General features: G+C 60.0%; 12 protein-coding genes. 11 read left to right on the forward strand and 1 reads right to left on the reverse strand.

Going from position 1 to position 13,856, the window contains the following annotated elements; genetic code table 11:
• Positions 1-6: 6 nt before the first annotated feature.
• Positions 7-558 carry a cupin domain-containing protein gene (locus P3T16_RS15600; RefSeq protein ID WP_429255865.1) on the reverse strand — a complete coding sequence of 184 codons (552 nt, stop codon included), beginning with the start codon at positions 556-558 and terminating at the stop codon, positions 7-9.
• A gap of 413 nt (positions 559-971) precedes the next feature.
• Here P3T16_RS15600 and P3T16_RS15605 point away from each other — a divergent pair, with 413 nt between their 5' ends.
• The 11 genes from P3T16_RS15605 (at position 972) to P3T16_RS15655 (ending at position 13,853) form a co-directional block, all read left to right on the forward strand.
• Positions 972-1,178, forward strand: a complete 207-nt coding sequence (locus P3T16_RS15605; protein ID WP_429255936.1) for a hypothetical protein — start codon at positions 972-974, stop codon at positions 1,176-1,178.
• Between the two features lie 313 nt (positions 1,179-1,491).
• Positions 1,492-2,280 (forward strand): gamma-glutamyl-gamma-aminobutyrate hydrolase family protein, encoded by a 789-nt coding sequence (locus tag P3T16_RS15610; protein WP_429342954.1) that lies wholly within the window; start codon positions 1,492-1,494, stop codon positions 2,278-2,280.
• A 48-nt stretch (positions 2,281-2,328) separates the two neighbouring features.
• Complete coding sequence (locus P3T16_RS15615) at positions 2,329-3,663, forward strand: glutamine synthetase family protein (RefSeq protein WP_429255867.1); 1,335 nt, start codon at positions 2,329-2,331, stop codon at positions 3,661-3,663.
• Between the two features lie 36 nt (positions 3,664-3,699).
• On the forward strand, positions 3,700-5,124 hold the full coding sequence (locus tag P3T16_RS15620; protein ID WP_429342955.1) for an aspartate aminotransferase family protein: 1,425 nt from the start codon (positions 3,700-3,702) through the stop codon (positions 5,122-5,124).
• A gap of 73 nt (positions 5,125-5,197) precedes the next feature.
• Entirely contained in the window at positions 5,198-6,319 is a 1,122-nt protein-coding gene (locus P3T16_RS15625) for a polyamine ABC transporter substrate-binding protein (protein ID WP_429255869.1), read from the forward strand.
• Between the two features lie 211 nt (positions 6,320-6,530).
• Positions 6,531-7,685: an ABC transporter ATP-binding protein gene (locus tag P3T16_RS15630; protein WP_429255870.1), complete on the forward strand. Its 1,155-nt coding sequence runs from the start codon at positions 6,531-6,533 to the stop codon at positions 7,683-7,685.
• Positions 7,682-8,656: an ABC transporter permease subunit gene (locus P3T16_RS15635; protein WP_429255871.1), complete on the forward strand. Its 975-nt coding sequence runs from the start codon at positions 7,682-7,684 to the stop codon at positions 8,654-8,656. Before P3T16_RS15630 ends, P3T16_RS15635 begins: the two co-directional genes overlap by 4 nt.
• Entirely contained in the window at positions 8,653-9,564 is a 912-nt protein-coding gene (locus P3T16_RS15640; protein ID WP_429255872.1) for an ABC transporter permease subunit, read from the forward strand. Before P3T16_RS15635 ends, P3T16_RS15640 begins: the two co-directional genes overlap by 4 nt.
• 37 nt (positions 9,565-9,601) lie before the next feature.
• Positions 9,602-11,188 (forward strand): DUF3138 family protein, encoded by a 1,587-nt coding sequence (locus tag P3T16_RS15645; protein WP_429342956.1) that lies wholly within the window; start codon positions 9,602-9,604, stop codon positions 11,186-11,188.
• 68 nt (positions 11,189-11,256) lie between these two features.
• The gene (locus P3T16_RS15650) at positions 11,257-12,549 is read left to right on the forward strand and encodes an NAD(P)/FAD-dependent oxidoreductase (protein WP_429342957.1); all 1,293 of its coding nucleotides are present in this window, start codon (positions 11,257-11,259) and stop codon (positions 12,547-12,549) included.
• A complete protein-coding gene (locus tag P3T16_RS15655; RefSeq protein WP_429342958.1) occupies positions 12,546-13,853 on the forward strand; it encodes an NAD(P)/FAD-dependent oxidoreductase in 1,308 nt (435 codons plus the stop codon). The genes P3T16_RS15650 and P3T16_RS15655 overlap by 4 nt, the downstream gene beginning before the upstream one ends.
• Positions 13,854-13,856: the final 3 nt, after the last annotated feature.

Below are 13,856 nucleotides of genomic sequence, written 5' to 3' on the forward strand. Positions count from 1 at the left end.
GTGGCGTCAGAAGCTGGGAGGGGAATTCGCTGAAACGACCTCGCAGATCTGCTTCGCGCCTGGATTGCGAAAACGATGCGGGAGACGGCTCTCGAAGTAGTAACTGTCGCCGGGGTCGAGCAGCCACGTAGTGCCGTCGACCGTCAATTCAAGCTGGCCGCTGACCACCACGCCGCCCTCATGCCCGCTGTGCTGAAGCATTTCAGTGCCCGTATCGGCAAGCGGCTGATAGACCTCGCGCATGATGCACATGTTGCGATCCTTCACGCTCGAGCCCGCCAGATAAAACTCGATCGCCTCATTACCGAGGTTCGGCATCTCCGCGCGACGCGAGACGACCGACCGGTCCTCTTCGAGTTCGAACGTGAAGAACTCAGCGAGACTCATCGGTATGGATTCGAGCAGTTTCTTCAGCGATCCAACCGAAGGGCTCACACGGTTCTGCTCGATCAGCGAGATCGTTCCGTTCGTGACACCCGCGCGCTTTGCGAGCTCGCGCTGAGAGAGGCCATTCTTCTTGCGGATGTACTGAAGACGGGTTGCAACTTCGATGGACATCGATCGGCTCTCGAAACAGGGATGGAAGGTCAGCGCGAGTGTTGAATATTCTAATCACTTTAATGCCAGCGCTGCTCGGGAAAACCCTGAAAGGAATTCGAAATAATACTTTTAGCAGGACACATTCCCGATAGATGCACTTTTGCACACGACTCAGGGAAAGCCCTCATGAAGCTTTTTTAAAAATGATTTGACGCCGATATTGGCTCGTATATCCTGAACTAGAGGTCAGCGTCATGCAGGTGTTACGGGCCACAACGAGGTGGGCCGCCAACCCGCGAACTACGGTTCGCAACTGCTTGCACGAATGACCGGCGTCCTGTTTCTTTAAACGCTGTTGGGTTTGATAGAGCAAGGCGTTCAATAATTTCAACGCCGTCCAGTCGAGTGTAATCGTGAGAGTCCGAGGCCCTTTGGTGAGGTGGGATCGAAGTCAGCGTGCGAGAGTTTCTCGCGCTGACCGTACCATCGCCGACGGCAGCAACGGCAGGTCCACGCTTCGCCGTTTTCTGTCCGTCTTCACGATCCTTTCCCGCCGTTCAGTTCGACGTCACAACGCTATCTCCGCACGCGCATTTATCGCAGTTCGCACCGACGAAGTCGCGTCGCTGCTGCCGTAGCGCCTCTCTGCATTTAATCGTTCGATTCATTCGTTCGCGTCAGCGGGTTTTGCTCTCGTGGCATTGGCTCGCGTTCGGCCGGGTGTCGCCCGCGCAATCTGCATCGTCTGCGCCTGCCGCCCTTCGCAACGAACCGGATCGAACGGTTTCCTGAATGACACGCGCGGCGCGGTCCGCTCACGACCGTCGCCCCATGTACTACCAGCGGCTTTGCGCTCTGCGCACGGCTGCGGAATCGTGCCGCGCCTGCTCAACGTTGTTTTCGCCGCGTCCCGCGGTAACCCGAAACACGACTGTCAGCACACTGTTAGTCATGCAAACCAGGCCACTCGTCGGCATTATCGCCGACAGAACCATGATGGGCTCGCACCCGTCGCATGTGACCGGCGAGAAGTACATCGCCGCGATCGTAGATGGATCGGACGCGCTGGCCCTGCTTCTGCCGGCGCTCGGCACGCGCCAGGCCTTCAGCGATGTACTGGCCACCGTCGACGGACTGCTTTTCACAGGCAGCTATTCCAACGTCGAGCCACATCACTATGGCGGCGATACCAGCGCGCCTGGCACGCTGCACGACGCCGCACGCGATGCGACGACGTTGCCGTTGATGCGCGCTGCTATCGAAGCCGGCGTGCCGGTTCTGGCCATCTGCCGTGGCTTTCAGGAAATGAACGTCGTGTTTGGCGGGACGCTGCATCAAAGCGTTCACGCAGTGGACGGTCTCAACGACCACCGCGAGAACAAAGACGACGAGCTTGCCCTGCAATACGCACCGTCCCATTCGATCCGTCTGACAAAAGGCGGCCTGTTACAGCGCCTCGCATCCGGCGCGAATGAGGCACGAGTGAATTCATTGCATGGGCAAGGCGTCGAGCGGCTGGGCGTCGGTCTTACGGCCGAAGCTGTCGCGTCTGATGGATTGATCGAAGCGATGAGCGTCAAGGAGGCGCGCGCGTTTGCGCTGGGTGTGCAATGGCACCCGGAGTGGAAGCACGCGGACGACGCGCTTTCTACCGCGATCTTTCAGGCCTTCGGCGCCGCCTGCCGCGATCGAATGCGCATCAAGGCCGGTCTTGCAGCGGCATCCGCCGCAGCAACCTGAGCAGCAGGCAACGCTCAACCGGCCGCGCAAACAAATAGAGAGAAAATCATGCATGACATCGATGAGTTCCTGAAGAAGCACCGCATCACCGAGATCGAAGCAATCATTCCCGACATGGCTGGGACCGCGCGCGGCAAGATCATTCCGCGAAGCAAGTTCGAATCCGGCGAGTCCATGCGTCTGCCGCAGGCGGTCATGATCCAGACCGTGACAGGCGAGTACCCGGAAGACGGGACCCTGACCGGCGTGACCGATCCCGACATGGTGTGCGTCCCCGATCCTTCGACGATCCGCATCATTCCGTGGGCGGTCGACCCCACGGCTCAGGTTATCCACGATTGCGTCCACTTCGACGGCACACCCGTTGCAATTTCGCCGCGCCGCGTGCTGCGCCGCGTGCTCGAACTCTATAAGGCCAAGGGCTGGAAGCCGGTCATCGCACCGGAACTCGAGTTCTATCTGGTCGACATGAACAAGGATCCGGATCTGCCGCTGCAACCGCCTATCGGCCGTACGGGTCGTCCGGAAACGGGGCGTCAGGCATATTCGATCGAGGCGGTGAACGAGTTCGACCCGTTGTTCGAAGACATTTACGAGTATTGCGACATTCAGGAACTGGAAGTCGATACGCTGATTCATGAGGTCGGCGCCGCGCAGATGGAAATCAACTTCATGCACGGCGACCCGCTCAAACTCGCCGACAGCGTGTTCCTGTTCAAGCGTACGGTGCGCGAAGCTGCGTTGCGTCACAAGATGTACGCAACCTTCATGGCCAAGCCGATGGAAGGCGAACCGGGCTCCGCGATGCACATGCACCAGAGCATCATCGACGAAGAGACTGGCCAGAACATCTTCACCGGGCCGGACGGCAAGTCGACCGCATTGTTCGACGGCTATATCGCCGGCCTGCAGAAGTACACGCCTGCGCTGATGCCGATCTTTGCGCCGTATATCAATTCGTATCGCCGCCTGTCGCGCTTCATGGCTGCTCCGATCAACGTGCAGTGGGGTTACGACAACCGTACGGTCGGTTTCCGCATTCCGCACTCGGGGCCCGCCGCACGGCGTATCGAGAACCGCATCCCGGGCGTCGACTGCAATCCGTATCTTGCGATCGCGGCCACGCTTGCTGCCGGTTACCTCGGCATGACGCAGCGCCTCACGCCGACCGAACCGCTGTCGAGTGACGGCTATGAGTTGCCCTATCAGTTGCCACGCAACCTCGAAGAGGGACTCACGCTGATGGGAGCCTGCGAACCGCTCTCCGAAATTCTCGGCGAGAAGTTCGTGAAAGCGTTCCTCGCGCTAAAGGAAACCGAATACGAAGCGTTCTTCCGCGTCATCAGTTCGTGGGAACGCAGGCATTTGTTGCTGCACGTTTAAGACGTCGATCGCAACGGTCAAGCATCTGGAGGCAACATGAGTTACAGAACAGAAGAAGTCGCATACGTGCAACCCGCCGCTGGAGCACAGGCTTCGCAGCAACGCAGCACCGCTGAATATCGTGCGCTCGACGCCGCACATCACATCCATCCGTTCTCGGATATGGGATCGCTAAACCGCGCCGGTAGCCGCGTGATCGTGAAAGCAAAAGGCGTCTATCTGTGGGATTCCGACGGAAACAAGATCATCGACGGTATGGCGGGCCTGTGGTGCGTGAACGTGGGCTACGGCCGACGCGAGCTTGCAGACGCTGCATATAAGCAGATGCAGGAACTGCCGTTCTACAACACGTTCTTCAAGACGACGCATCCGCCGGTCATCGAGCTGTCCGCGTTGCTGGCAGAGCTTGCGCCCGCGCCGTTCAATCACTTCTTTTACTGCAATAGCGGTTCGGAAGGTAACGACACCGTGCTGCGTATCGTCCACCACTACTGGGCGACGCAGGGCAAGAAGCAGAAGAAGTACGTGATTTCGCGCAAGAACGGCTACCACGGTTCGACGATCGCAGGCGGCACGCTTGGCGGCATGGGCTACATGCATGAGCAGATGCCCTCGCAGGTCGAGCACATCGTTCATATCGACCAGCCTTACTGGTTTGGCGAAGGCGGCGACATGACGCCGGAGGAATTCGGTCTGGAACGCGCCCGTCAGCTTGAAACCGAGATTCTCGAACTCGGCGCGGAGAACGTTGCGGCGTTTATCGGTGAGCCTTTCCAGGGGGCGGGTGGCGTGATTTTCCCGCCGTCTACCTACTGGCCGGAAATCCAGCGTATCTGCCGCAAGTACGACATCCTGCTCGTCGCAGACGAGGTGATCGGCGGTTTTGGTCGTACGGGCGAATGGTTCGCTCATCAGCACTTCGGCTTTGAGCCGGACCTGATCACGCTTGCCAAGGGCCTGACCAGCGGTTATGTGCCGATGGGCGCCGTCGGTCTGCATGACCGCGTGGCGAAAGCGATCATCGAAAACGGCGACTTTAATCACGGCCTCACTTACTCGGGTCATCCGGTGGCCGCTGCGGTTGCGGTCGCGAACCTGAAACTGCTGCGCGACGACAAGATCATCGAGCGCGTCAAGAACGATACAGGTCCTTACTTCCAGAAGCTGCTGCGCGAGACTTTCGCAAATCATCCGATCGTCGGCGACATCTCGGGTGCAGGACTCGTGGCTGGCATTCAGCTCGCGCAGGATCCGAAAACGCGCAAGCGTTTCGAAAACGGCGGCGACGTGGGCACGATCTGCCGCGACTTCTGTTTCAACAGCGGCCTGATCATGCGCGCAACGGGCGACCGGATGCTCCTGTCGCCGCCGCTTGTGATCACGAGGGAAGAAATCGACGAACTCGTATCGAAGGCCAAAAAAGCCATCGACGCGACCGCACGACAACTGGGTCTTTTGTAACGGCAGTCCAATCCGGTATGAGTGCGTCGGGATACACGCTCGTGCCGGACATCACCTTAAAAGGGAAAAAACCATGAGCGTTTGTCATCTTCGTCATGCGGTCGCGGGGGCCGCGCTTCTCGCCGCTTCGGGTCTGTCGTTATTGTCGGCCACGCCTGCGGTGGCGGCCGATACCGAACTGAACGTCTACAACTGGTCGGACTACATCGCTAAAGACACGATTCCGAACTTCGAGAAGCAGACCGGCATCCACGTGAAGTACGACAACTATGACAGCGACGATACATTGCAGGCCAAGCTGCTCGCAGGCAGTTCCGGCTATGACATCGTCGTGCCGACGTCGAACTACATGGCCAAGCAGATTCAGGCAGGCGTGTACCAGAAGCTCGACAAATCGAAGATGCCGAATCTGTCGAATCTGAATCCGGTTCTGATGAAGATGATCGCCGACGCGGATCCGGGTAATCAGTACGGTGTGCCCTGGGCTTACGGCACCGACGGCATCGGCTACAACGTGCAGGCAGTTCAGAAGGCGCTTGGCGCCAACGCGCCGGTGGACAGCTGGTCGCTCGTGTTCGATCCGGCCAATCTGTCGAAGCTGAAGAGCTGCGGCGTGTCGTTCCTCGATCAGGCCGTGGACGTGTTCGCAGCCACGCTGCAATACATGCACAAGGATCCGAACAGCACCAACCCAGGCGACTATCAGGCCGCCTTCGAAGTGCTGAAGAAAATCCGCCCGTACATCACCCAGTTCAATTCGTCGGGCTACATCAACGACCTCGCCAATAACGACGTCTGTGTGGTGGTCGGCTGGTCGGGTGACGTCGGTATTGCACGACGCCGCACGATGGAAGCGAAGCGCTCGTATGAAGTCAAATTCTCGAACGTGAAAGAAGGCGGCCTGCTGTGGTTCGACGTGATGGTCGTGCCTAAGGATGCACCGCATCCGGAAGCCGCGATGAAGTGGATCAACTACATCTCGGACGCGAAGGTCAACGCCGCAATCACCAACGAAGTGTTCTATCCGACGGCCAACCTCGCCGCGCGACAGTTCGTGACCCCGTCCGTCGCACAGGACCAGACCGTCTACCCGCCGGATGACGTCCTCGCGAAGATGACGCTGATGAGGCCGATGCCGACCGACATCCTGCGCCTTGAAAACCGTCTCTGGGCGCAGCTGAAAACCGGTCACTAACCGCGATCAATCAATCGATTTGACAACACGCTGATATCCCCGGTGCAGGGGTCGCTTGACCCCTGCCCGAAAGAAGCACGCAGTACGGCAGTCAGCCTGCGCCGTTAAACGCGCAGTCCCCATGTTTCCCGATCGCTGCATACCCTGTGAGCCGCTTTTGTGCCTCGCACGGGGACGCTTACGCCCGCGATCCGCAACGAATGGCACCATCATGAAATCGACGCCCTCACTTAGCACCACTCCGGTGGCGCGCAACTCGGTCGCGACGCAGACGAAGCAGGACGAATTCGTTCGCATTGAAAACGTCGTGAAGAAGTTCGGCGACAGCACCGCTGTCGACAACGTCAACCTGACGATCGCAAAGAACGAGCTCTTTGCGCTGCTCGGCAGTTCCGGCTGCGGCAAGTCCACGCTGCTGCGCATGCTTGCGGGCCTGGAAACCGTCACCTCGGGCCGGATCTTCGTCGACGGCGAAGACCTCGCCACGCTCCCGCCCTACCGCAGGCCCGTGAACATGATGTTCCAGTCGTACGCGCTCTTTCCGCACATGTCGGTCGAAGCGAACGTCGCGTTCGGGCTCAAGCAGGAAGGCACGCCAAAGAACGAGATCAAGGAACGCGTCGCCGATGCGCTTCACCTCGTGCAGATGAGCAAATACGCGCAGCGCAAGCCGCATCAGCTTTCAGGCGGCCAGCAGCAACGCGTGGCGCTCGCGCGCTCGCTCGTCAAGCGGCCCAAGCTGCTGCTGCTCGACGAACCGATGTCCGCGCTCGACAAGAAAATCCGCCAGAAAACCCAGCTTGAACTCGTGAACATCATCGAGAAGGTCGGTGTCACCGTTGTGATGGTGACGCACGATCAGGAAGAAGCGATGACGATGGCGAGCCGCCTTGCCGTAATGAGCGAAGGTCGCATCGTGCAGATCGGCTCGCCGAGCCAGGTCTACGAATTCCCGAACAGCCGCTTCTCGGCCGAGTTTATCGGCTCGACCAACCTGTTCGAAGGGTTCGTCGTCGAAGACGAGCCGGACCATATCTTCGTCGAGAGCGAAGAACTCGAAGCACGCATGCACGTGAGCCACGGCATCACCGGTCCGCTCGGCATGCCGGTCGGTATCTCCGTGCGCCCCGAACGCGTCAGGGTTTCGCGCGACAAGCCTTCCACGCCGCACAACTGGGCGCGTGGCGTCGTATCGGATGTGGCCTACATGGGCAGCTATTCGCTGTACCACGTGCGTCTGCCGAGCGGCAAGACGGTCGTGTCGAATCTTCCCAGCTCGTACCTGATGAACGACGGTGCGCCGGTCTACAACGACGACGTGTTCGTCTCATGGTCGCCTGCAAGCGGCGTGGTGCTGACACAATGAGAACTCCCGCCCCCACCTCTTCCGCGCCGCTTGCCGGCGCCTCCGCGAATCTTCGCTTCGTCGCGTTGCGCAAGCTCGTTTCGCCTTTCGTGCCGTCCGGCCGCAGCACGGTAATCGGTATTCCGTTCCTGTGGCTCACGGTGTTCTTTGCGCTGCCGTTCGTGCTGGTGCTCAAGATCAGCTTTGCCGATCTGCGCATGGGTATTCCGCCCTATACGGAACTCGTGACCGTCAAGGACGGCGTCGTGCACTTCGCCATGCAGCTCGGGCACTACGCGTTCCTGCTGCAGGACAGCCTGTATGCGGCGACCTACATCAGCTCGCTCAAGATGGCGGCCGTATCGACAATCTGCTGTCTTCTGATCGGCTTTCCGATTGCGTACTACATCGCGCGTTCGGATCCGGATAAGCGCAACCTGCTGATGATGGGCGTGATGCTGCCCTTCTGGACGTCGTTTCTGATCCGCGTCTACGCGTGGATCGGCATTCTGAAGGACGACGGTCTGCTCAATCACACGCTGATCGCGCTTGGCGTCATCCACTCGCCACTGCGGCTGTATCACACGGATATCGGTGTCTATATCGGCATGGTTTATTCGTATCTGCCGTTCATGGTGATGCCGCTATACGCCCACCTCGTCAAGATGGACCTGACGCTGCTCGAAGCGGCTTACGACCTCGGCGCAAAGCCGTGGACCGCCTTTACGCGCATCACGTTGCCCCTGTCAAAGAACGGAATCATCGCGGGCAGCCTGCTCGTGTTCATTCCCGCGGTTGGCGAATACGTGATTCCAGAACTGCTCGGTGGCGCCGACACGTTGATGATCGGCCGCGTGATGTGGGACGAGTTCTTCAACGATATGGACTGGCCGATGGCGTCTGCCGTCACGGTCGCGATGGTACTGCTGCTGCTCGTGCCGATGGCCGTCTTCCAGTACTACCAGGTCAAGGAACTGGAGGGCACGAAATGATCAAGCCAAACAAACCCCTTTCCGCCAGCGTACTCACGTTCGGGTTCCTGTTCCTCTATATCCCGATCATCAGTCTCGTGGTGTTTTCGTTTAACGAGTCGAAGCTCGTGACCGTCTGGTCCGGTTTCTCGCTCAAGTGGTATGCCGCGTTGCTGCAGGACGGAGAACTGCTCACCGCCGCGTGGCTCTCGCTGAAGATCGGCTTGATGACGGCGTGTGCTTCCGTTGTGATCGGAACATGGGCCGGCTTCGTGCTCGCCCGGATGGGGCGCTTTCGCGGCTTCACGCTCTTTACCGGGATGATCAATGCGCCGCTCGTGATTCCCGAAGTGATCCAGGGCATTTCGCTGCTGCTGCTCTTCGTCGCGCTCGAACAGATGCTCGGCTGGCCAAAGGGCCGCGGCGTGATGACGATCTGGATCGGTCACGTGATGCTGTGCGTGTCCTACGTCGCGATCATCGTGCAGTCGCGCGTCAAGGAACTGAACCGTTCACTCGAAGAAGCCGCACTCGATCTTGGCGCAACGCCGGTCAAGGTGTTCTTCCTGATCACGCTACCGCTGATCTCGCAGGCACTGATGTCGGGCTGGCTGCTGTCGTTCACGCTCTCCATTGACGACCTCGTGCTGTCCGCGTTTCTTTCCGGCCCGGGCTCGACGACGCTGCCGCTCGTCGTGTTCTCACGTGTTCGTCTGGGCTTAAACCCGGAGATGAATGCGCTCGCAACGATCTTCATCACAGCCGTCACCATCGGCGTCATCGCGGTCAACAAATGGATGATGTCGCGCGAACGCAGGCGCATGCGTGACATGCAAATGGCGTTTGCCGTGGCTGAAGCCGCTGATAGCACGCCCGTAGCACCACAACCAGCCACCGTACGGAAGTCTCTCGATACGGCCAGAGCATAAGAAGTTCTTGCAATACGACCAATAAGGAGAAATTTGCATGAGAAAGAAGCTCATCTGTCTGCTGGTCGCGGGAGCCCTTCCGGGCGTCGCGCTAGCCGACTCGACCAGCTCGCAGATCAAGGCTCTGCAGGCGCAGCTCAACGCACTGCAAAAAGAGGTGAAGGAATTGCGCGCGCAGGTTGCGCCGAAGCAGGCTGGGGTGCCTGCTGGAGCGCCGTCAAAGCCGGTTGTCGCGGCAGCGCCGGTGGACATCACCTCGCCTGACTATGGCAAGGCACAGGCCACACTGACGAACGACGAAGTCACGACGATGAAGCAGCAGATCGCGAATCAGCAGTTGAAGGTCGATTCGCTTGAAGATGCGGCCAACACGGGTCCGATCGCGGGGCTGTCGGTCACGGGTTATATCGATCCGACTTATCTGTACAACCGGGCGGCGAGCAGCTCGTCGTTCCTGTTCGCGAACCACGAAAGCAGCTACAACTACTTCAACAGCACGTTCGGGGACCTGTACCTCGACATCAAGAAGACGTTCGGCGTTGGCCCGATGGCGCCTTCGGCTGAAATCACGCTCATGCCGAACCGTGGCAACGGCATTACGCTGCTGCAGAACTCGCATGGCAACATCGGCAACAACATCCTGAATACCGCCGTCGTCAACGTGCCGATGACAGCGGAAGCCACGTTCGTGGCCGGTTTGATTCCGAGCTTCGGCGGTTATGAAGTGCAGCAGTCGAACCAGATGCTGACGCTTACGCACAACCTGCTCTATGACTTCTCGGATCCGGGTAGCTATATCGGCGCGGGTGTGAACTATACAAAGGGCAACTGGGCCTCGAAGTTCTTCCTCGGCAACGAACAGTACCGCACGTTCGGCGCGATCACGCAGACCGGCACGAACGCGTTCGGCGATCCGATCACGACGAGCAACAAGATACCGTCGTTTACGGCTCGCACGGACTACACCTGGTCGAGCGCACTCGATATCGGCGGGTCGTTCAACATTGGCCGCCAGACGCTGCCTTCCGCACAGGCGGTCGACGCCAATGGCAACCCGATTCCGGGTTCGTTTGTCTACGGCGCAGGCGGCGCGTCACCGAGTTCGGGCGGCACGTTCTTCTTCGGCGAAGTGGACATGACGTACCTGCTCGCCGACGTTCAGTACAACGCCGAAGTCGATTACGGTCAGCAGCAGAATGCCGCATTCAACGGCGGTCAGGCACAGTGGTACGGTATCTCGCTGCTTGCACACCGCAAGTTCAACCTGCCCGCGGTCGGCCGGATGGGCGCGACGCTGCGCTATGACCTGCTTGTCGACAGCAAGAATGGCGGCGGTGGCGGTGGCATCGCGCTGAATGGGAACGGCATGGATCCGGCGGACGGCTTCGGCATTGGTGCGGACTGTCTGGCAAACTCCAAGGCCAACGGTGGCGTCGGTTTCGAGTGCAAGGGCGCAACCCGTCAGGACGTTGCCCTCGATCTGTTGTTCTATCCGACCCAGCAGATCACCGTCAAGGTCGAATACCGGCACGACTGGGCCAACAAACAGGTCTTCCTGCGTAACGATGGCTCGTACGGCAAGTCCAACGATCTGCTCGCCACGCAGTTCATCTACTCGTTCTAACGCTGCGGGCCGAAGCGCGTACCCTGCAGCCGGGTGTTTCGCTTCGGCCATTTCTTTTACTGCTGCCTATGCCCAGCTTCTCAAACCAGCCGCATGCCGCGTCGTACTATGCGGCCACGGCAAACGATACAACCCGTCACGCGCCGCTTGATGGCGCGATCATTGTCGACGTCTGCGTGATCGGAGCCGGCCTGACCGGCGTCTCTGCGGCGCTGAACCTCGCCGAACGCGGCCATTCGGTCGCGGTGCTCGAAGCATCGAAAGTGGGCTGGGCCGCGAGCGGTCGCAACGGCGGCCAGTTGATTGGCGGCTTCGCGTGCGACATCGATACATTCGGCAAATACATGCCCGCCGACGACGTCAGACGCATCTGGCGCATGGGTCTGGAAACACTTGATATCGTCAAGGACCGGGTCGCAAAACATCAGATCGATTGCGACCTCACATTCGGCTACCTCACCGCAGCGAACAAACCGCGCGATGTAGACGCGCTGCGTCAATGGCGCGACGAGGCCGCCCAACGCTTTGGCTATGACCGTTTCCGCTACGTCGAGCGTGACGAAATGGGGCAATACCTACAATCGTCACGATACCCCGGCGGCCTGTTCGATTCCGATAGCGGCCATCTTCACCCGCTTAACTACACATTAGGGCTCGCTCGCGCAGCGATTGCGGCCGGCGCGCAGATCTTTGAAGACAGTTGCGTCACGTCGCTTCAATCGGAAGGTGGACGGCATGTCATCAAAACGGCGCGTGGCACGGTAAACGCACGCTTTGTCGTGCTCGCGTGCAATACATATCTCGGTGCGCTTGCGCCCGCTGTATCGCGCAAGATCATGCCGGTCGGCACGTACGTCGTAGCAACGGAGCCACTCGATGAAGCACGCGCCAGGGCGCTGATGCCAGCCCACGCGGCCGTCTGCGACTCGCGCTTCGCACTCGACTATTTCCGGCCATCGCGCGACAACCGGCTGATCTGGGGCGGCAAGGTCAGCTATTCGACATTCGCACCGCGCAATCTCGCGCAGGCCATGCGCAGCGACATGCTCAAAACCTTTCCGCAACTCGCCGATGTCAAAATCGACTATGCGTGGGGTGGCTATGTCGATATCACAATGAATCGCGCGCCGCATTTTGGCCGTCTTTCGCCCACGGTTTATTTCGCGCAGGGGTTCTCCGGACACGGCGTCAACACCACCGGCCTCGCGGGCAAGCTCATCGCTGAAGCGATTGCGGGCCAGGCCGCACGTTTCGATCTGTTCGGCAAGATCCGCCACCACGATTTCCCTGGCGGCGATACACTGCGCACCCCTGCCCTCGTGCTCGCGATGGCGTGGTATCGAATGAAGGATATGCTTTGACCGCTGATACGCTCGACCAGCGCGCCGACGCACTAGCGCGCAATTCCTACTATGAAGCAACGGCGACGCGGCCGCCCGCCGACGACCCCACGCTCGAAGGTATTCACGAAGCCGACGTCTGTGTCATCGGCGCGGGCTTTGCTGGTTTGTCCGTCGCACTCGAATGCCGGGCGCGTGGTTTGTCAGTGATTGTGCTCGACGCGCATCGTCCTCGCTGGGGCGCATCCGGACGCAATGGCGGCCAGACGCTTGCCGGCTTCGCTAAAGACGAAATCATCGAACAGCAACTCGGTCTCGAAGGTGCACGTGCCGCATGGGCGATGTCGATCGAAGGCGTCGCGCTCGTGCGCGAACGGATCGAACGATATGGAATCGATTGCGATTTCACGCAGGGATATCTGACCGTCGCGACGAAACCGAAACGCGTGCCGGATCTGCGTGCGTGGATGGATGCTGTGTCGTCGCGCTGGGGCTATGAGCATCTCTCCTGGCTCGACACGGATGCGATACATGCACGCGTCGCCTCGCCGCGCTATCTTGCGGGCGTCTACGATCCATTTTCGGGTCACCTGCATCCACTCAAATACTGCCTGGGTCTCGCGCAGGCCGCGCGACGCGAAGGCGCCTCGCTGTTCGCGCACTCGCCTGTGCTGAAGGTCGTGCGCGGTACACGGCCCGTTGTGCACACTGCCACGGGCGAAGTACGTTGCCGGTTTGTCGCGGCATGCGGCAATGCAACGCTTGGCGATGTGTTGCCCTCTGTCGTTGCCTCACGCATCGCGCCAATTGCGTCCTACATCGTCGCCACCGAACCGCTGGGCAAGGCGCGTGCCGACGCACTGATAGCGGGCCGCGCAGCCGTGTGCGACAACAACTTCTTTCTCGACTACTTCCGCGTTTCTGCCGACCATCGCGTTCTGTTCGGCGGCCGTGCCAGTTCGACGGGCGCCTCACCTGGGCAGCTCACGGAAGAGATCCGCCAGCGGATGGTCAGCGTATTTCCGCAGCTATCGGATGTGCGCGTCGAATTTGCGTGGGGCGGCTTCGTCGATGTGACGCGCAATCGGGCACCCGATTTCGGCGCAATCGATCCGAACTATTACTACGTGCAGGGCTTTTCCGGGCATGGCGTGGCGCTCACGGGCATCGCGGGACGTGTCGTTGCGCAGGCGATGGCCGGTGAAAGCGCTGCCTTCGATCTGTTCGCCGCGCTGCGCCACAAACGCTTTCCAGGCGGTCCAGCCTTGCGCGGGCCGGCGCTCGAACTGGGCATGCTTTATCACCGGATTCGTGAGTTGCTGTAAGCG

Origin of the sequence: Paraburkholderia sp. GAS42, assembly GCF_050436565.1 — a bacterium.
In the GTDB taxonomy this organism is placed as follows: domain Bacteria; phylum Pseudomonadota; class Gammaproteobacteria; order Burkholderiales; family Burkholderiaceae; genus Paraburkholderia.